This is a genomic window from Citrobacter sp. KTE151 (assembly GCF_000398845.1).
GTDB lineage: Bacteria > Pseudomonadota > Gammaproteobacteria > Enterobacterales > Enterobacteriaceae > Citrobacter > Citrobacter braakii.
Genome location: NZ_KB976064.1, coordinates 185,753 through 205,519 on the forward strand (window position 1 = coordinate 185,753; position 19,767 = coordinate 205,519).

Sequence of the window (19,767 nt, forward strand, 5' to 3'; positions counted from 1 at the left end):
TCCCGCCATCCGTTTTACGCATCGTCTGCAAGACGAATCACCACTTTACCGAAGTTTTTACCGGTCAGCAGGCCGATAAAGGTCTGCGGCGCATTTTCCAGACCGTCGGTGATTTGCTCGCGGTAATGGATTTTGCCCTCTTTAACCCAGCGCCCCATCTCCCGCTGAAACTCCTGAATGCGGTGACCATAATCCTGACCAATGATAAAGCCCTGCATCCGAATTCGCTTTTTCAGCAGCGTTGCCATCAGCAAAGGTAATCTATCGGGTCCGCCTGGAAGCGATGTGGCGTTGTAACCGCTGACCAGTCCGCACAGCGGAATGCGCGCAGAGGTATTGAGTAATGGCAGAACGGCGTCAAATACCTTGCCGCCGACGTTTTCGTAGTAAATATCGATCCCCTGCGGACAGGCTTTTGCCAGCTGTTGCGCAAAATCTTGTGCGTGGTGATCGAGGCAGACATCAAAGCCCAAGACCTCGGTGGCATGTCGGCATTTCTCTGCCCCGCCTGCAACCCCGATCACCCGGCAGCCTTTGAGCTTACCAATCTGCCCTACCGTTGCGCCAACCGGGCCGGTGGCGGCGGCCACAACCAGCGTTTCCCCCGCTTTTGGCTGACCGATATCCAGCAGCCCCATATAAGCAGTAAATCCTGGCATCCCCATCACTCCCAGCGCCCAGGAGGGATGTTCAAGATTATCGCCAAGCTTCACCAGCCCGTTACCGTCGGAGATGTCATAGTCCTGCCAGCCGCTGTAGCTCAGCACCCACTCGCCTGGCTGGTAATCAGGATGGTTGGAGGACACCACGCGACTCACGGTCCCGCCAACCATCACGCCGCCAATCTCTACCGGCGGGGAGTAAGACGGCTCATCGCTCATGCGTCCACGCATGTAGGGATCGAGGGAAAGAAAAATGGTGCGCAGCAAAACCTGGCCTTCACCCGGCGTTGCCACCTCATCGTCTTCAAGACGGAAGTTTTCCGGGACCGGCGCGCCATGCGGGCGGGAAGCCAGTACCCAGCGGCGATTGCGATTAGTCTGTTGACCCATGATGTGCTCCTCTGCTTTTGGCATGATTCCATCAATAGTAGCAGCCTGTGCCCGCCAGTTAGCTGACGACATGATTTAACCGCACAACCAGGTAAACGCAGGGTTGTGCGGTTTCATTGATAAACCGACAATCATTCGGCGGACCAAGCTCCAGGCAATCGCCAGCCCGCATTTCATGACGCACGTCCCCTTCCACAAAGACCAATTCCCCCTGCTGTAGCCAGATAAGTTGTCTTGCCTGCACGTAGGAAGAGGCTGGCATCGGGATATCGCTTCCGGCAGGCAATTCTATCTGCACCAGATCAATAGGCAGATCGCTGCGCGGTGAAACGTGGCGGCGCAGATAGTGGCTTTGCGGGTCGTGCCAGACAGGCTGATCAGCGAAGCGCAGCAGCTTGCCCTCCTGCATTTCGGCCCGCGCCATCAGCATAGACATGCTGATACCAAAGGCACCGGAGAGCCTGCCCAGCAGCGTGGCCGTTGGGCTGCTCTCACCGCGCTCTATTTTATGGATCATCGCCCGCGACACGCCTGCGCGCTCAGCGAGTTCCGTCAGAGACCACCCGCGAGACTCCCGCTCAATGCGAATTCTTGCACCGATCCGTTGATTTATGCTGTCTTCAATAGTATTCATATTGTAATACTATAGTGAACAATCCCTGAGGTTCAACATGTCCATTCGATTTGCCAGCAAAGAAGACTGTGCCGCCATTGCAGAAATCTACAACCACGCGGTACTGCATACGGCGGCTATCTGGAACGATCAAACGGTCGATGCCGAAAACCGTATCTCATGGTATCAAGCCCGCCAGTTGATGGGCTATCCGGTGCTGGTGAGTGAAGAGAATGGCGTGATTACAGGGTACGCCTCCTTTGGCGACTGGCGTAACTTTGATGGATTCCGTCATACCGTTGAACATTCGGTATATGTCCATCCTGCTCATCAGAGTAAAGGCCTGGGACGAGCGCTGCTCAGCAGACTGATAGAAGAAGCCCGCGCGTGCGGCAAGCATGTGATGGTTGCTGGCATTGAGTCTCAGAATCAGGCGTCGCTGCATCTGCACAGTACGCTGGGTTTTAAAACCACCGCGCAAATGCCACAGGTTGGCACGAAATTTGGGCGCTGGCTGGATCTGACTTTTATGCAGTTGCAGTTAGACGATCGCCGCGAACCGGATGCCAGCAGATGAACCAGACGCTAACCCTCTCCTTTCTGATTGCCGCAGGTATTGGTCTGGTGGTGCAAAATACCTTGATGGTACGCATCACGCAGACGTCCTCGACGATCCTCATCGCCATGTTACTTAACTCGCTGGTCGGGATCGTGCTGTTTGTCAGCATACTGTGGTTTAAGCAAGGTATGGCGGGGTTTGGGGAACTGGTTTCCAGCGTGCGCTGGTGGACGCTAATCCCTGGCTTGCTGGGATCGTTCTTTGTTTTTGCCAGCATCAGTGGATACCAAAATGTGGGTGCAGCAACCACTATCGCGGTGCTGGTGGCCAGCCAGTTAATCGGCGGACTGGTGCTGGATATTCTGCGCAGTCATGGCGTGCCGCTGCGGGCGTTGGTGGGGCCGATCTGCGGCGCGGTGCTGCTGGTCGTTGGGGCCTGGCTGGTGGCGAGACGTTCGTTTTAATTGCGCTTATCCGGCCTGAACATGCAGGCCGGATAAGGTGTTACTTCGCCATCTGGCCACAACGAATTAAAGGATTGTGCCGCCTTTGGTCAACTGTTCGCGACGGGTTTCCATATCCTCTTTATGCTGACGGCCATGATGTGCGATAGCCGTACGCAAACGCTGTTGCTGGGTGTAACGTTCTTCCCGGCTCAGCACGACATCATCGCTGAGTTCAATCAGCAATTCATTCATATGCGTAATGACGCTCTCTTCAATGGCGGCATCAACACGTGCGCTGACCTCATCCAGATGCGACATAACCTCTCCTTAACTCATTAATTTAATTTTGCTTTTGAAAAATCGCTGCCCATCAGGCTAACGCTGTATCCGCTGACGTTGCTGCGCGTCGCGTAAAACGTTTTCCCGTTTGCCAACGCAATCCACGGAGCCTGCTGGTAGAAAATCTCTTGCGATTGCTGGTAAAGCGCGGCGCGTTCTTCCGGTTTACTCACCAGTTTCGCCTTTTGAACCAGCGAATTATACTCTTTATCGCACCAGCGCGCGGCGTTAGATCCGGTTTTAATGCTGTCACAACCCAGCAGTACATCGGCGAAGTTATCCGGATCGCCGTTGTCTGACATCCAACCGAACAACGCGGTGTCATGCTCACCTTTACGCATTCCGGAGAGATATTCGCCCCACTCGTACGACACAATTTTCGCCTTCACGCCAACCTTCGCCCAGTCGCTTTGGATCATCTCGGCAATCCGTCGGGAGTTCGGGTTGTATGGGCGCTGAACCGGCATTGACCACAGCGTCGCTTCAAAGCCGTTTTCCAGTCCCGCCTGTTTCAGCAGATCTTTCGCTTTCTGCGGGTCGTAAGCGTAATCCTGCAGATCTTTATTGAACCCCAACATATTCGGCGGAATTGGCGATTTTGCCACCGTACCGGAACCTAAAAAGACGGCGTTAATAATGGCCTTTTTGTCTGTCGCGTAGTTAAGCGCCTGACGCACCAGCACGTTATCAAACGGTTTTTCCTCGGTATTAAACGCCAGATACCCGACGTTCAGCGCTTCAACCGAATGCAGCGTCAAATCTTTATTCTTCTTAATCTCGTCAAACTGTACGGGCGCAGGCGCCGGAATTATCTGACATTCATTGGTTTGCAGTTTCGCCAATCGGGTCTGTACGTTTGGCGTGATTGAGAAGATCAGGTGCTTCGTGGGGACGGCGCCGTCCCAGTAGTTGGGGTTGGCGAGATAGCGGATTTGCGAATCCTGCTTGTACTGCTGCAACACGTATGGCCCGGTGCCAATTGGCCAGTTATCGACGTTTTCCGGGGTGCCTTTTTTCAGCATCACGTCGGCATATTCCGCAGAGAGGATGGAGGCAAAATCCATTCCCCAGTCGGCAAGAAATGCGGCGTTAGGTTCATTAAGGATAAACTGAACATGATAATCATCGACCTTCTTCACTTCTTTAATCAGTTTATCCAAACCGACATCGTTGAAGTATTCGTAGCTTCCCTGAGAAATTTTGTGGTACGGATGATCGGCATCTTTCTGTCGTAATACCGAGAAAACCACGTCATCAGCGTTGAAGTCGCGGGTTGGTTTAAAAAATTTATTACTGTTGAATTTCACGCCCTGACGCAGGGTAAAAGTGTAGGTCTTACCGTCCGGCGAAATCGTCCAGTCCGTTGCCAGAGACGGAACTGGCGTATTTTTTACCGGATCAAAATTGATGAGTCGGTTGTAGAGCACCTGTGAGCTGGCCACAAACGATGGACCGGAACTGGCGATTTGCGGGTTAAATGACTCTGGCGACGCTTCTGAGCAGTAAATGAGAGTGTCAGTATTGGCCGCGAACGCCGCGCCTGATGGTAAGACGGCGCTGAGCGCCAGCGCGAGTAACGTTTTCCTTGCAATCATGGTTATAAGCCTTCTTATTTTATTATTAACCGGGATATCAGAGCATAGCTGACAAAAACTGACCAATAACAAATCACTATCAGGTTATTCTAATCCGGTGTATTTCGCTGAATAATTCATCACCCTAAGCGAATTAATTTCCCTTAAGTCTTTTTCAAAACGTCAAGATTTTTCCCGGCACTCTATGCCATGAAAATTCGCCCCTTTTTGCCTCTCTTCCACCGTTTGCTCGTTTTTATAAAACGTAAAGTAGATACGTGAAGAAGTCTAAGGGGTAACAACGTGGCAAAAACTCTCTTGCGCAGCGGCAATTTGGATGACTATCAGGCCGTGGGCGGCGGTGGTCAGGCCGTGTTTGATTCAGCATTGCAAATTCGTGAAACGCTTCGCCTGCGTAAACAGCAGGCGATGGTGGATTGTCTGGCGATCCCACAAATTAACGACAACGGCGATCGCGTTGACTGGTATTCGCCGATTGAAGGGAAAGCCGTTGCATGGAAAGCCGCTGATGAAGAGGCCCGTTTTCGTGCGCTGCGCTATCTGGGGAGCACGCTGGAAAATGCGGCGGCGCTTAGCCGTAAAAGTCTGCAATCGGGTAAAACCTCCCTGCAACTGTTTGGCTCACTGCTGGAAAAAGCCATCCAGTTTCCTGGTGAGAATCACGTGTTTCTGGTTGAAGGTAAACCCGTTATTACGTTCTGGGGTTTCGTCAATCTGAATGAAAATCCTCGCGACGATGTGCTCGATTGCCTACGCCTTGCCGATATTCCTCCGGCCGTCACCGTAGCGGAGCCTGAGCCGGAAGAAGAAATCACTGCCCCAATCACCTTCGCCGAGGCCGAGGCACCTTTGCTGACTCCAGTCGTTGAGCTACCTAAACCGGCTGAACCTGAACATGAACCACAACCCCCGGTCGTTGTTAACGAACCGGAAGTCTCGCCGCCGCTCGCAAAGAAGAAACCCGCACGCCGCCTGCCGCTGTGGAGCCTGCCCGTTGCCGCGGTGATCATTGCAGCCATGGTTGGGCCGCTGCTGTGGAAGCAACAGCCCACCCAGCCCGTACCCGCTGTTCCCCCTGGAGACGTCGCTAAGGCAGATATGGCACCGCTGCCAGAACTGACATCTGCACTGCCGCTGCATCGGGCTGAAGTGGCTCCGGCTGCGAAAAAAGAAAAACCTATCGAAGGACCGGTCGTGATCGCCGCGATTCCAAAAGATGCGCTGGTGATGGATGCCAACCAGATGAAGGCAGGAACGACGCGTTTTCTCAACGGTAACTGGCGCGTAATGGTTGATGTTAAAGATCCGGTTAGCGGTAAAGCGCCGTCGCTGCGCTATCAGATCCAGGCCAATAAAGGCACGGCGCGCGTGGTTCATGGCGACAATATTGTTTGTCGTGCCGAGATTTTCTCCGGTTTGCATCAGTCAGGTGAATTAATGATTAAGAGTCGCGGGAATGCCCGTTGTACGGACGGGTCACGTTATCCGATGCCGGAAATTACCTGCAAAGCGGGAACCAATGACGTCGCAGCCTGTACCGCACGTTATGACGATCACGCGGAAATCCCTCTGACGATCAAAAAGATAGGTGCCTGATTTTATGTTGGTGAATCTGTGTGACTACAAACAGAGCGTGACGCTCATCGCCAATAGCGGTGTGCAATTTCTGGATTTTGGCCTGACGCCGCAGGAATCTGCGCATCATGGCCGCTTTGTGCGCAAAACGGCAAACGGTCCCCTGCTGCGGCTGGATTTCGATCTGACAACCGGACGTTATACCTTACCAGGCAGCACCGGCGGTCAGCCCGAAGTGGTGAAGCCGGAAAGCACCCAGAAGCTGCATTATTCGCTGGACGTGCTCGACGGTGTCTGGCTGCCGCTGCCGTTCCTGCGCTTTAATCCGCCGCGTACGTTCGTTGAAGGCCCGGATAACTGGGCGCGCGTACAGGTGCGAAAGCTGGCGCAACCTGACAGCGCGGGCAACACCCACCGCGTCACCGTGGCGCTGGACAGCCAGCTCACTGAAAATGCCCCTGCGGCGTTAACCCCCAACGAAAATGACCTGTTGAACGGTACGCGATTTGCGCTGGCCTGGCATGACAACGAAATTGCCGATTTCCTCGACCAGACCTGGATTGACGGCTGGTTGCGCGAATCCTTTATGCATCATGTCACACAGCATGAGAACCGCTCAGAACAAGAGATCCAGCAGGCGCTGCGTAACTTTGAATATCAGGCGCACTGGCTGAATGTGCTGACCCTGTTAGGCGAGCAGCTTTCCGTTCCGGAAGTGAAACTGGTCACGCATACCCTTAGCACGCCCGCCATTCCCGTTGATCTTATCCTGGATATCGGTAACACCCATACCTGTGGCGTCCTGATTGAAGATCACGGGGATGCCAATGACGGACTGCGCCAGACAGCCGAATTGCAGGTGCGTTCGTTAAGCGAGCCACAGTTTCTCAACGATCCGTTGTTCACCAGCCGACTGGAGTTTTCCGAAGCGCGTTTTGGTAAGCAGCACTTTTCCGTGGAGAGCGGTCGTGATGATGCCTTTATCTGGCCGTCGATTGTCCGCGTTGGCGATGAAGCCCGAAAGCTGGCGATGCAGCGCATGGGCACTGAAGGCAGCAGTGGGATCTCCAGCCCGCGCCGTTATCTGTGGGACGAAACGCCGGTGTTGCATGACTGGCGCTTTAGCCAGATGAATGGCAAAACCCAGCGCGAACCACTGGCTACCGCCTTCCCGCTGATGAACCTGATGAACGATGACGGGCAACCGCTGTTCACCCTGCCGCAGGATGATCGTCTGCCGGTATTCTCACCGCAATACAGCCGCAGTACGCTGATGACGCATATGTTGTGCGAAATACTGGCCCAGGCGCTGGGGCAAATTAACAGCGTGGCGACGCGTTTGCGCCTCGGATTCCCGGCATCTCCTCGTCAGTTGCGTACGCTGATCCTGACCCTGCCCTCGGCGATGCCCAAACAGGAGCGTGAGATTTTCCGCCTGCGCATGTTTGAAGCCATTGCGTTGGTCTGGAAAGCAATGGGCTGGCACCCGCAGGATGAAGACTTCACCACCCGTAAACAGCAGGAAAAGAGCGTGGTTCCCGTACCTGAGATCCAGATGGAATGGGATGAGGCCAGCTGCGGGCAACTGGTGTGGCTGTATAACGAAGCTATCTCTCACTACGATGGTCACACCGAATCGTTCTTTAACGCCCTTGCCCGCCCGGACCGTCTGCCGGAGCCTGGTGAGACTAAAGGTCGTGCGCTGCGCGTGGCATCGATCGACATTGGCGGCGGGACAACGGATATGGCCGTCGTCCATTACCAGCTTGATGACGGCGTGGGTACAAATGTCAAAATTACCCCGCACCTGCTGTTCCGTGAAGGCTTTAAGGTTGCGGGCGATGACATGCTGCTGGACGTGATTCAGCGCTGCGTGTTGCCTGCGCTGCAAACCCGTCTGCAACAGGCTGGCGTGACCGACGCGGCCGCATTGCTGGCTACGCTATTTGGCGATTCCGGGCGCATCGACACCCAGGCGATTTTGCGTCAACAAACGGCGTTACAACTCTTTATGCCGCTCGGTCATGCGGTACTTTCAGCCTGGGAACAAAGTGATATTAACGATCCGGTAGCGGGTCTGCATGCCACCTTTGGCGAACTCCTGAGCCAGCAACCAACGCGCAACGTACTGAATTACATCCAGCAGGCTATCGATCATGCGTTACCTGCGGGATCGCCAGCGTTTGATGTGTTGAGCGTGCCGTTACAGGTGCAGTTCAGGCAGTTACAAGAAGCGTTACTGGCGGGCCAGTTTACCCTGACCTCCCCACTGCACGCGGTCTGTGAGGCTATTTCACACTATCGCTGCGATATTTTATTAGTGACCGGCAGACCCGCCTGTTTGCCGGGCGTACAGGCGTTGATCCGCCATCTGCAGCCCGTTCCGGTTAATCGTATGATCTGGATGGATAACTACCGCGTACATGAGTGGTATCCGTTCAGCCAACAAGGGCGGATTGGTAACCCCAAATCCACCGCAGCAGTTGGTGCAATGTTGTGTAGCCTGGCGCTGGATCTACGCTTGCCGCGTTTCAACTTTAAAGCTGCCGATATCGGCGCTTACTCGACCGTACGTTATCTCGGCGTGTTGGATAATACGGTCAATACGCTGCGTGATGAGAACATCTGGTATCACGATATCGATCTGGATAAGCCCGGCGCGAAGCTGGATGCCCGCCTGCACTTCCCATTGCGCGGCAACGTTACGTTAGGTTTCCGCCAACTGGCCAACAGCCGTTGGCCTGCCACACCGCTGTATACGCTCAGCATAAACTCTGCCGAACTGGCAAAAACCATCGCCGGAGATGGCGTGTTGAATGTACGGCTGCAGTTACGCGGTGGTAGCAAAGAAAGCGGCCCGGAATTCTTCGTACTGAGCGATGCGTGGTTACAGGATGGCACTCCCGTTGCCGCCAATGCCTTAACGTTAAAACTGAATACGCTGGCAGACCGACGCCATAGCGGGAGCCATTACTGGATTGATAGCGGGAGCGTGTACCTGAAATGAGTAAGATGTTAAACACCGCGCAGGCCGCCATCGAGTGGGTAACTGATACCCGTCAGCGTGCGGCGCGTCTTGATGATGAAGCGGATGCCCTGTTGGCACAGCTCACCCTGGCTGCCGTTAATGAGTCTGCATTGAAGACAACCTTTTCATCGCGAGGATGCGTTGGGCTTTACGGACATTCGCAATCGGCAAAAGCGCACCTGCTCACAGCATTGTGCAGCAACGCCAATGGCAAAGTGAATATCGTTACCCCGGATCGCAGCTTTGATTACTTTTCACATATTAATCCTGGTCATGCGCCAACCAATATGGCGATCCGCTTTACGCGTGATGAAAATCCGCTCGATGGTGAATGGCCGTTGCGCCTGCGGCTACTCAGTGAAGCCGAACTGGTACAGCTATTTATTACCCAGTTCTGTGCGCTTGCGGACAACCGCCAGGTCGAGAAATCGATTATTGAGGCGCGCCTGGAAAAATGGCAAACGTTGCGCCAGCGTCATCCGGTGCCGGGCATTACCGCGCATGATGTCGCGGCAATTGGCCGTTTCTGGCGCGCCTGCGTACCGGCCAGACAACAGCAATTTGACGACGCGCTATGGCATCAGTTTGCCACGCTGCTACCCGCACTGGATCTGACTACCCGGGCAAACGCCTGGGCGTTACTGTGGGGAGAACAGCCAGAGTTGACGCAACAGTGGTTGGCGCTGGCGCATACGCTGCAACAAACCGGGAGCGCGCAAGAACTCGCGGCTCCGCTGAGCCTGCTGGTTGACCATTTTGGTTTACCTGCCGAGAGTTTCCTGACTCAGGTAGCATTGAACGGAAATGAGGCGCAAAGCGATGTGGTGGTTCATCCAATAGAAAATGATCAGTTGCTCAATGCGGTCAGCCTTTCTCAGGCTTCGCTGGCGCTGCTCACGCGCGAGCTGGTCCTGACGGTTGAAGACGCGGTACTGGAGAATGTCGATCTGCTGGATATTCCCCTCGCCCCGGATGTTCATCCCCATCCATTGTGGCAGGCCAAATTAGGCTGGATGCTGGAACATTATCGCCAGCATCTGCAACCGGATGTACTTTTAATCTGTAATGCGGTTTCTACCCGCTCCCAGACGCCCGCCATCACCCGCAAGCTGCTGGGCTGGGTTAACGACACTCAGCCCGTACATGACGCCGCATTGCCGGGAGTGGTCTGGGCCATTACTCCGCAGGATGCGCGGTTTAGCACTCAGCAAAATCTTGATGAATCTGTGCAGCAATTAATGGGCAAACCCGGACTGCACTGGGGCACGCTGCAGGCGCTGGATAAACACAGCTTACAACGCCTCGTCGAATGGCTGACTCAGGCAACCTCGCCCCAGCAACGCCAGGCGAGATTGACCTCCCTGCGTGAGCAGCACCAGCAGCGTGTACGCGAAACCCTGATCGGCTGGATTAATCCCGTTGAAACCGAATCGGGTAGCAATGAGTCGGTGATCCGCCAGCTCCAGGCCCAGGCGGCAAAGCATGGCGAACTCCTGGACGGTTTGCTTCCGCCGATGCGCCTCTTTGAGTCGCTGCTGCGTGTTCAGCAGCCGCGCGAGGAACAGGTGAGCGGATTATTTAATGAAGAGATTGACCTGTTTGCCGAGGTGCGTGACACACCGCACTCGCCGGAAAGCAAAGAGGCCGGGTATCAGGCGCACAAAATGTGGGTTAACCACGTGCGCCAGTGGTGTCGCGATGAAAATAATGCGCGCCGATTACGTCTCGAGCCGCGTACGCTAAGGCAGGTTGCCGATATCCTCGTTACCACCAGCTATCGGCTGGAGATGCCGCAACGCTTACAGCGCATTATGCAGCGAGAAAACGTCTGCGCCGCGCAGCTTCACGCCGATATTGGGGATTTTATTACCTGGCTTGGATTTGCCAGCGTGGCAGAGGAACAGCGTCCGGCCAGCAGGATCCAAAAAGGATCGGCTATTTTTAGTGCCCCGGCGCAACAGCCGATGTTACGGTTGACGAAACTGGATGAACAACCTTCGCATGGCGCAAGCCGTTACGTTTACGACTGGCTGGTCGCTTTGTATACCCGCGCCAATGAAAACGTGGGATATCAGCATCCAATGGATGTTTGCGCAGCCGACAAAAAACGATTAGATGCCCTGCTTTCCTCCTGAAACGGCGTTTACGCCGTCATCAGAAGAGAGAAAACATTAACGCGACGGGAAAACTCATCGGCCAGGTCGCCCCGACTAATACTGCGCTGAGAAAACGAATCCGCTTTTTATCGCGGGAAAGAAACCAGGTGATGATTGCCGTGATAGCGGCCATCACCGCATAAAAAACCAGCATTTTTTGGTACAGAGACATGTCAGGCATCCGGGCCGAAAGGTAAAATCGCGCGCAATATGCTCTTTTTCATGACCCACATCAAGTTTTATTAATTATTTTAAAAGAAACGCCGGTAAAACAAGCCGTTTTCATTATGTTCAGAATCCGTACTATTGCGGATAGTTATAACCCGTACTATACCCATAAGGGTTAAAACGAAAGGTGGCACAAATGAATGTTTCCAGTAAAACTGTGGTGCTGATAAATATATTTGCTGCTGTAGGACTTTTCAGTCTGATTTCCGCAAGGTTTGGCTGGTTTGCTTGATGTCGTTCTTCTTGATTAATTGCAGCGTCCGCTGGCAGAGAGGCTCTTCTCTCTGCCATTAGTACACGATTTTCCCACTCTCCTGCCACCCGGTAAATTATCCTTAGTATGTAATCCCCCTAATCCTTCTGCGGCATTATATTGCCCGCATAACGGCTCGGTGTTGTGCCGGTATGCTGATGGAAAAAAGCGATAAAAGCACTGTCACTGACAAATTCCAGATATTGCGCCACCTGGCTGATCTGCCCCCCGTCAGCCAGCATCTCCATGGCTTTTAATAGTCTAAATTGCTGCCGCCAGCTCTGATAATTCATCCCGGTATCCCTGGTAAATATTCGACTGATCGTCCTCTCGCATGCCCCAACCCGTTGGGATAATTGATTTAGTCGTGGTGGCAATTCGCCCATACGTACTCCTTCAAGCCACACGTTCAGCCGTGGATCTGAGGGAAACTGCAACGTCCAGTTTTCACTGTGGGCGGCCCGCATTTCCTCACAGAAAACGGTGATAAGACTGGCCTGCTGCGCGGCAGGCATTTCCCACGGCCAGAAAGCCATACGTTCTATTACTTCAAAAAAGAGAGGATTAACGTCGACTATCTGCAGCGGAAATTTAGATAACGGCAATGTAGTTGAAAAATACAACGAACGATAAGCCATCACCCCGCGCATTATGGCGCGATGTACCGTACCAGCCGGGATCCAGACCGCGCGCCGTGGCGGTAGCAGACACAGGGCATGCTCCAGCTCAATCGTAATGCTTCCCGCAGCCGAAAAAAGTAGCTGATGACGAAGATGGCTATGCCGGCCGGAATCGTGTACGCCCATCTCGGAGGCAATGCCGATTACCGGTTTATCAAAGCTATCCGCATCGAAATCATCATCCGGGGCAATTTCCATTATCTGTCCGATAGTTGATATTTAAAGTCTTGATAATGGTAATGCGACACCCCCCTTTCAGCAATAATGCCCGCCAGTTTTCTGTCTCTCTGGATATTGCTATGAACACTCTTCGCCGCCCGCCGCTGTGGCTTCTTACTTTGCTGATTATGTTTCCGCAACTGGTGGAAACCATTTATAGCCCGGCATTGCCAGGAATCGCCACGTCTTTTCACGTAAGCAGTGAGCGCGCGGCGCAAACACTCTCCGTTTATTTTATTGCCTTCGCCATCGGCGTGGCGATGTGGGGTTGGCTGAGCGACTGCATCGGTCGACGTTGGGCGATGCTGGCAGGACTTATCTGCTATGGGTCAGGTTGTACCCTGGCCGTGGTTGCCACTGACTTCAGCGTTTTGCTGCTGGCGCGGATGATCTCAGCCACCGGCGCGGCTGCCGGGTCAGTGGTGGTACAGACCATGTTACGGGACACGTATGAATCAACTGCGCTATCCCGCGTCTTTTCCGTGATGGGCGCTGCGCTGGCATTGAGTCCCGTTTTCGGCCTGCTAAGCGGAGGTTGGCTGGTCAGCCTGTATGGTCATACCGGTGTATTTATTGCCCTTGTGCTGCTGGCGCTGCTACTGCTGCTACTGACTGCGACTTTGCTGCCAGAAACCCGGCCCGAAAATACGCTCAGACCCAGCCTTGCTGCACTGCTCTCCCGCATGATGCGTGACCGCGAGCTGTGGAAAAATACCATGCTGGTTGCGCTGCTGAACACCATGCTGTTTAGCTATTACAGCCTGGCTCCGTTTCTTTTCGGGCAATTGGGATGGAGTTCCAGAGCCTTTGGCTGGACGGGGGGACTACTTGCATTTGCTTCGCTGTCGGGCAGCCTGCTGAACCGGAGATTATTGACGACAGACCTGACATCGGAACAGAGGGTACGTTATGCCTGTGCGCTGGCAGCATTGTCAGGCCTCGCCGCGTGGTGGGTACAGCACTCCGCGTGGATTCTGATACCGGTTTTCGGCGCGGTGATTGCCTATGGCATCGCGATCCCCAATGTGCTGAGTCAGGCCCTACGCCACTATCGTGAACAGGCCGGGGCCGCCGGTGCATTATTCGGATTAAGCTATTACCTGTTGCTGGGAATGATGCTAGGGGTTGCAGGCATGGTGCAACAACTGGGGCTGGTTCTGAGCGTCTGTGCGCTACTCGCCTGGATTTGCAGCTTGCGCCGCGGATAACCGGACGACGTTCCTGAAAGCACAAAGCCCTGACATTAATAAGCCGGGGCTTTGTTGTATCAATTAGCCTGACCTCGCGGATATTTCCAACTTACCGTCGTCCGATGGCGACGAGGTCAGTGGCGCGAATAATATAGACACACGTTTGCCAGTATTTAGCTATCCGAGCCGCATTTATCGCTCGCGCTTCAGATATTACTCATGCTTGATCATGACATGGCGAACAATCGTGTAATCTTCCAGCCCGTAAACCGACATATCCTTGCCATAACCAGACTGTTTTTGTCCGCCGTGCGGCATCTCGCTGACCAGCGTGAAGTGGGTATTGACCCAGGTGCAACCATACTGCAGGCGAGCGCTAAATCGATGCGCGCGCCCCACATCCCGAGTCCAGACGGAGGATGCCAGGCCGTATTTCGAATCGTTTGCCCACGCCAGCACCTGATCTTCATCCTCAAATACGGTGACGCTGACCACCGGACCGAAAACTTCCCGCTGCACGATAGCATCTTCCTGCTTCGCCCCGGCCAGTAGCGTCGGAGCAAAGTAGTAGCCTGCGCCGTCCACTTTTTTACCACCGGTGATGACTTTGATATGCCCCAGTGCTTTGGCTTCATCGACCGCTTTAGTCACGCGATCGAGGTGCGCCTGCGAGCTTACCGGCCCCAGCTCCGTCGATTCGTCATTTGGTGCACCGATTTTCAGACTGGCAACCGCGGCACCGAGTTTCTCAACCAACGCGTCATAAATGCCTTTCTGGGCATAGATTCGACAAGCGGCGGTACAGTCTTGCCCGGCGTTGTAATACCCAAAGGTTCGCACGCCGCTCACCACAGCATCCAGATCGGCATCATCAAAAATGATGACCGGGGCTTTGCCGCCCAGCTCCATATGTGTGCGCTTAATCGAAGGCGCGGTGTGCTGGATAATGTGTTCACCGGTCGCAATGGAGCCGGTCAGGGAAACCATCCGGACTTTTTCATGACCGGTCAGCGGGTCACCCACCGTTTTGCCACGGCCAAACAACACGTTGATAACGCCAGGCGGATAAATATCTTTGGCAAATTCTGCCAGTTTAAGTGCCGTTAGCGGGGTAATTTCTGACGGTTTAATCACCACACAGTTACCCGCCGCCAGCGCCGGTGCCAGTTTCCACGCCGCCATCATCAGCGGGTAGTTCCACGGCGCGATAGAGGCCACCACGCCCAGCGGATCCCGCCGAATCATCGACGTATGCCCTTCCAGATACTCTCCGGCCGCCTGCCCTTGTAGAGTACGAGCTGCCCCGGCGAAGAAGCGGAAAACGTCGACGATTGCCGGAATTTCATCGTTAAGGACACAGTGCAGCGGCTTACCACAGTTAAGCGATTCCAGCTCAGCGAAGGTTTGCGCGTTATCGGCGATAGCATCCGCCAGTTTCAGCAGCAGTTCGGAACGGACTTTCGGTGTGGTTTGTCCCCAGGAGGCAAATGCGCTGTCTGCTGCACGTACCGCCGCATCAACCTGCCCGGCTGACGCCTCGGCAATCTCCAGAATGCGTTCTCCAGTGGCAGGGTTATAGACTGGCTGCTTTTCACCTTCACCGTTGACCAGCTCGCCATTAATCAGTAATTGATGTTGCATAGCAATTTCCCATATCGTCGTTTATTTACCGTTTCCGGCGAGAGTGTCGCCTTCACGCGTTAGCCACCAGGCCCCTAAAATTGGCAGTGTTGTCACCAGCATTACCAGCAATGCCACAACGTTGGTGACAGGCACATCTCGTGGTCGACCCAGTTGATTGAGCAGCCACAAAGGAAGTGTTCTTTCATGTCCGGCGGTGAACGTTGTCACGATGATTTCATCAAACGACAAAGCAAACGCCAGCATTCCTCCCGCCAGCAGTGCAGATGCCAGGTTTGGCAGCACGACATAACGAAAGGTTTGCCAGCCGTTGGCGCCAAGATCCATAGACGCTTCAACCAGACTCCATGAGGTACGGCGAAAACGCGCCACGACGTTGTTAAATACCACCACCACGCAAAACGTCGCATGGCCGACCACGATGGTGAGAAAACCGGGTTCCAGGTTGATAGTTTTAAACGCCGTCAGTAGCGCCAGACCGGTAATAATCCCCGGCAGCGCGATCGGCAACAGCAGCAACAGCGATATTGCGCTTTTACCAAAAAAGTCCCTGCGCCACAGTGCGGCAGCGGCCAGCGTTCCCAGAACGAGAGCAATGGCCGTCGACAATGCAGCGATTTTAAGTGACAACGTCACCGATTCCAGAATATCGCTACGTTGCGCCGCAACGCTAAACCACTTCAGCGTTAACCCCTGCGGTGGAAAACTAAAAGCAGCCTCCTCAGTATTAAAAGCATAGGTGGCGATGATGAGGATGGGAAAGTGCAGGAAAATAACCCCGCCCCATGCCGCCAGTTTGAGTAACCAGGGCGCGCGTTCAGAGTGCATCGAAAGCTCCCAGACGCTTCACGAACGCCAGATACAGTGCGATTAACACAATCGGCACCAGAGTAAATGCCGCCGCCATCGGCATATTGCCGATCGCCCCTTGTTGCGAATACACCATATTGCCGATGAAATAGCCTGGCGGCCCCACCAGTTGCGGCACGATAAAATCGCCCAACGTCAGAGAGAAGGTAAAGATCGACCCTGCCGCGATACCGGGTATCGCCAGTGGCAGGACCACATAGCGGAAAGTCTGATGCGGACGAGCGCCCAAATCAGCGGAGGCCTGTAAGAGCGAAGGCGGAAGTCTCTCCAGCGCGGCTTGTACCGGCAGGATCATAAATGGCAGCCAGATGTAGACGAACACCAGAAAACGCCCTAACCCTGAAGTCGACAACGTATTGCCGCCGACCGCAGGCAGCGTCAGGAACGAAAGCAGCAGAGGCTCCAGCCCCAGATGGGTTAAAAACCACTGCGCCACCCCGTCTTTAGCCAACAGTAACGTCCATGCGTAGGCTTTAACAATGTAGCTGGCCCACATCGGCAACATCACAGCAATGTAAAAAAAGGCTTTCATTTTGCCACTGGTATATCGCGCCATATACCACGCCATCGGAAACGCCAGAATCGCGCTGGCAATGGTGACCGCCACCGCCATCGTCAGGGTACGCAAAATGATGTCGTAGTTGGCGGGATTAAACAGCGCCTGCAAATTCGCCAACGTCAGATCGGGCGTGACCGACATGGTGAAATCATCGAAGGTATAAAAACCTTGCCACAACAGCGTCAGTAATGAGCCGAAGTAGACGATCCCAAACCACATCAGCGGTCCGAGGAGCAGCAAAAACAGCCCCAGACCTGGATTACGCCAGAAGAACCCTGAGATCCGGTTCAGACTTGTCGACTGTGGAGGCGAATGTAAGACATTCATAGCCATTCACCTCTCCTCAACCAGCGGTACCATCACGTCGCGTGACCACGATGCCATCACCTGTTGACCCGGCGACAGCGTTGTCGGCAGCATTTCTCCCGTCAGGTTCGCCTGGCTAACCAGCAATTTTTCACCGCCGACAAGTTTCAGCTCAAAACGTGTCGCCGCACCCTGGTACTGCACAGCCTGGATAACCCCCCGGGCCTGGACTTCGCCACTGCTATCATTCAAGCGAATGTGTTCCGGACGCAGGGAAAACATACCCTGTAGCCCGCAAACGTTCGCTGACATCGTTTCATCAAAAACATTTGACGTCCCGACGAAACTTGCCACAAACGGTGTGCGCGGACGCATGTACAGTTCACGCGGAGAATCCACCTGTTCGATGCGACCATTATTAAACACCGCCACACGATCGGACATCGACAGGGCTTCACCCTGATCGTGGGTGACAAAAATGAAGGTGATACCCAGGGATTGCTGTAACTTTTTCAGTTCCAGCTGCATCTGCTCACGCAGCTTAAGATCCAATGCCCCGAGCGGTTCATCCAACAGCAGGACGCGCGGTTCATTGACCAGCGCGCGGGCAATCGCCACGCGTTGCCGCTGGCCACCGGAAAGTTGCGATGGTTTGCGTTCATAAACAAAACCGAGCGCAACCTTATCCAGCGCTTCACGTGCTTTAGCGTGACGCTGTTTTTTATCAATACCTTTGACCATCAGCCCGTAGGCGACATTGTCGAGAATCGACATATGCGGGAATAGCGCATAATCCTGAAATACCGTATTGACGTCCCGTTCCCAGGGCGGCAATTCGCTGGCCTGCTTACCAAAAATGGTGATTGCGCCGCCTGACAGTTGCTCAAACCCTGCAATAAGGCGCAGACAAGTGGTCTTGCCGGAGCCGGATGGCCCCAGCATAGAGAAAAACTCACCGTCGTTAATCGCAATACTCACCCCATCAACTGCACGAACATCCCCGTACAGACGCGAGACGTTATGAAACTCCACTGCGTACGTCATAAAACCCCCAGCGGAATTAACGACCGCCCATAATGGCGATGTAATCCTGCGTCCAGCGACTGTAAGGAACGAATTTGCCACCTTCTGCGATCGGCGTTTTCCAGAAGGCAATTTTGTCAAAGTAGCTATAGCCGTTGGTTTCACAGCCCTTTTCACCCAGCAGCGGGCTGGCTTTACAACCTTCAGGCACGACTGGCAGAGAACCAAACCAGGCTGCGACGTCGCCCTGAACTTTCGGGGTTAATGACCAGTTCATCCATTTGTAAGCGCACACCGGGTGTTTGGCTTCGCTGTGCAGCATGGTGGTATCAGCCCATCCGGTAACCCCTTCTTTTGGGAAGACCGTGGCAATAGGCTGGCCTTCTCCTTTCAGGGCGTTCGCCTGATAAGGCCAGGCGCTGGACGCCACCACACCTTCGTTTTTGAAGTCGCTCATTTGCACGGTGGTATCGTGCCAATAGCGATGGATCAGCGCGTGTTGATCGCTCAGAACTTTGATCACCGCCTGATACTGTTGTTCGGTGAGCTGATAGGGATCGGTAATGCCCAGTTGCGGCTGAGTCGCCTTAACGAATAATGCAGCATCGGCAATATAGATCGGGCCATCGTAGGCTTGAACGCGCCCTTTATTGCTTTTTCCGTCCCCAAGTTTTTGCTCAACAAATACCACGTTCCAGCTATCCGGCGGTGTTGGGAAAATTTTGGTGTTGTACATCAGCAGGTTTGGCCCCCACTGGTACGGTGTACCGTAAACTTTTCCGCCAACGTTAAACCACTCGCCTTTTACCACGCGCGGATCGATACTTTTCCAGTTAGGGATCAGCGCGGTATTAATCGGCTGAACGCGTTTTCCCATAATCAGACGCAATGAGGCATCACCGGAAGCGGTAACCAGGTCGTAGCCGCCTTTTGCCATCAGGCTGACCATTTCATCAGAAGTGGCCGCTGTTTTAACATTGACCGCGCAGCCGGTCTCTTTCTCAAACTGCGAGACCCAATCATATTGTTTATCGGTCTGTCCACGTTCGATGTAGCCCGGCCAGGCAATAATATCCAGACGGCCTTCCGGTTTATCTAAGGATGTCGGGGGTTCGGCTGCCTGTGCAGTCATCAGCGTCATACTGAGTGCGCACAGGCTACTGAGGGCAAACTGCTTGCTCATAACGTCTTACTCCTGTCTAAAAAATATTGAGCGGCAGCCTTGCCGTAAATATATGTCCTTTCCTAAAAATAGTCGGGGTGTTGTAAGCGTTCCTGCTGGCGCAAGGAAATTTAATCAGGTTGTGAGCTAACGCTCATTACGCTACTGACGCTGATCGGGAGCTTTAATCTTCTGGAGTATAGACAAGGAGTTAGGTGCAAAGGTGGCAATAGTAAGAACTATTGATTTTTTGTATGGTAGCACCCGATATAA

General features: G+C 54.0%; 18 protein-coding genes. 7 read left to right on the top strand and 11 right to left on the bottom strand.

From position 1 onward, the window contains the following. Positions 1 to 14: 14 nt before the first annotated feature. Both WC7_RS13745 and WC7_RS13740 read right to left on the bottom strand, forming a co-directional pair. A complete protein-coding gene (locus WC7_RS13745; protein ID WP_016153139.1) occupies positions 15 to 1,052 on the bottom strand; it encodes an NADP-dependent oxidoreductase in 1,038 nt (345 codons plus the stop codon). Positions 1,053 to 1,110: 58 nt separating this feature from the next. Continuing rightward, entirely contained in the window at positions 1,111 to 1,686 is a 576-nt protein-coding gene (locus tag WC7_RS13740) for a helix-turn-helix domain-containing protein (RefSeq protein ID WP_016153140.1), read from the bottom strand. Between the two features lie 37 nt (positions 1,687 to 1,723). Between WC7_RS13740 and mddA the strand changes: the two genes are divergently transcribed. Then, positions 1,724 to 2,242: a GNAT family N-acetyltransferase gene (mddA, locus tag WC7_RS13735; RefSeq protein WP_016153141.1), complete on the top strand. Its 519-nt coding sequence runs from the start codon at positions 1,724 to 1,726 to the stop codon at positions 2,240 to 2,242. After that, complete coding sequence (locus WC7_RS13730) at positions 2,239 to 2,688, top strand: DMT family transporter (RefSeq protein WP_016153142.1); 450 nt, start codon at positions 2,239 to 2,241, stop codon at positions 2,686 to 2,688. The genes mddA and WC7_RS13730 overlap by 4 nt, the downstream gene beginning before the upstream one ends. A gap of 66 nt (positions 2,689 to 2,754) precedes the next feature. Here the strand turns inward: WC7_RS13730 and WC7_RS13725 are convergent, their stop codons facing one another. Next, positions 2,755 to 2,988 (bottom strand): YdcY family protein, encoded by a 234-nt coding sequence (locus WC7_RS13725; protein ID WP_016153143.1) that lies wholly within the window; start codon positions 2,986 to 2,988, stop codon positions 2,755 to 2,757. A 17-nt stretch (positions 2,989 to 3,005) separates the two neighbouring features. Beyond that, positions 3,006 to 4,604 (bottom strand): ABC transporter substrate-binding protein, encoded by a 1,599-nt coding sequence (locus WC7_RS13720; RefSeq protein ID WP_016153144.1) that lies wholly within the window; start codon positions 4,602 to 4,604, stop codon positions 3,006 to 3,008. A gap of 282 nt (positions 4,605 to 4,886) precedes the next feature. On the opposite strand from WC7_RS13720, the gene WC7_RS13715 reads away from it, so the two are divergent. Genes WC7_RS13715 through WC7_RS13705 form a run of 3 tightly spaced genes read left to right on the top strand, consistent with a single transcriptional unit; the run spans position 4,887 to position 11,342 of the window. Beyond that, on the top strand, positions 4,887 to 6,200 hold the full coding sequence (locus WC7_RS13715) for an SrfA family protein (protein WP_016153145.1): 1,314 nt from the start codon (positions 4,887 to 4,889) through the stop codon (positions 6,198 to 6,200). A gap of 4 nt (positions 6,201 to 6,204) precedes the next feature. Beyond that, entirely contained in the window at positions 6,205 to 9,186 is a 2,982-nt protein-coding gene (locus WC7_RS13710) for a virulence factor SrfB (RefSeq protein ID WP_016153146.1), read from the top strand. Further along, positions 9,183 to 11,342: a virulence factor SrfC family protein gene (locus tag WC7_RS13705; protein WP_016153147.1), complete on the top strand. Its 2,160-nt coding sequence runs from the start codon at positions 9,183 to 9,185 to the stop codon at positions 11,340 to 11,342. Before WC7_RS13710 ends, WC7_RS13705 begins: the two co-directional genes overlap by 4 nt. A 19-nt stretch (positions 11,343 to 11,361) precedes the next feature. Here WC7_RS13705 and WC7_RS25470 read toward each other — a convergent pair whose 3' ends face one another. Next, positions 11,362 to 11,535, bottom strand: a complete 174-nt coding sequence (locus WC7_RS25470) for a GhoT/OrtT family toxin (protein ID WP_016153148.1) — start codon at positions 11,533 to 11,535, stop codon at positions 11,362 to 11,364. Positions 11,536 to 11,727: 192 nt separating this feature from the next. Here WC7_RS25470 and yncL point away from each other — a divergent pair, with 192 nt between their 5' ends. After that, positions 11,728 to 11,823 (top strand): stress response membrane protein YncL, encoded by a 96-nt coding sequence (gene yncL, locus WC7_RS25475; protein ID WP_071524268.1) that lies wholly within the window; start codon positions 11,728 to 11,730, stop codon positions 11,821 to 11,823. A 119-nt stretch (positions 11,824 to 11,942) separates the two neighbouring features. Here yncL and WC7_RS13700 read toward each other — a convergent pair whose 3' ends face one another. Then, on the bottom strand, positions 11,943 to 12,722 hold the full coding sequence (locus tag WC7_RS13700) for an AraC family transcriptional regulator (protein WP_016153149.1): 780 nt from the start codon (positions 12,720 to 12,722) through the stop codon (positions 11,943 to 11,945). A gap of 101 nt (positions 12,723 to 12,823) precedes the next feature. Between WC7_RS13700 and WC7_RS13695 the strand changes: the two genes are divergently transcribed. Then, complete coding sequence (locus tag WC7_RS13695; protein WP_016153150.1) at positions 12,824 to 13,951, top strand: multidrug effflux MFS transporter; 1,128 nt, start codon at positions 12,824 to 12,826, stop codon at positions 13,949 to 13,951. Positions 13,952 to 14,146: 195 nt separating this feature from the next. On the opposite strand, the gene patD is transcribed toward WC7_RS13695, so the two are convergent. From patD to ydcS, 5 genes are read right to left on the bottom strand one after another with little or no spacing between them, the layout of a single operon-like run. Then, positions 14,147 to 15,574, bottom strand: coding sequence for an aminobutyraldehyde dehydrogenase (patD, locus tag WC7_RS13690; RefSeq protein ID WP_016153151.1), 1,428 nt, complete (start codon positions 15,572 to 15,574; stop codon positions 14,147 to 14,149). 21 nt (positions 15,575 to 15,595) lie between these two features. Beyond that, positions 15,596 to 16,402 carry an ABC transporter permease gene (locus tag WC7_RS13685; protein WP_003020204.1) on the bottom strand — a complete coding sequence of 269 codons (807 nt, stop codon included), beginning with the start codon at positions 16,400 to 16,402 and terminating at the stop codon, positions 15,596 to 15,598. Beyond that, positions 16,392 to 17,336, bottom strand: a complete 945-nt coding sequence (locus tag WC7_RS13680; RefSeq protein ID WP_016153152.1) for an ABC transporter permease — start codon at positions 17,334 to 17,336, stop codon at positions 16,392 to 16,394. The genes WC7_RS13685 and WC7_RS13680 overlap by 11 nt, the downstream gene beginning before the upstream one ends. After that, the gene (locus WC7_RS13675; protein ID WP_016153153.1) at positions 17,337 to 18,353 is read right to left on the bottom strand and encodes an ABC transporter ATP-binding protein; all 1,017 of its coding nucleotides are present in this window, start codon (positions 18,351 to 18,353) and stop codon (positions 17,337 to 17,339) included. 16 nt (positions 18,354 to 18,369) lie between these two features. Beyond that, positions 18,370 to 19,515: a putative ABC transporter substrate-binding protein YdcS gene (ydcS, locus tag WC7_RS13670; RefSeq protein ID WP_016153154.1), complete on the bottom strand. Its 1,146-nt coding sequence runs from the start codon at positions 19,513 to 19,515 to the stop codon at positions 18,370 to 18,372. Between the last annotated feature and the right edge of the window lie 252 nt (positions 19,516 to 19,767).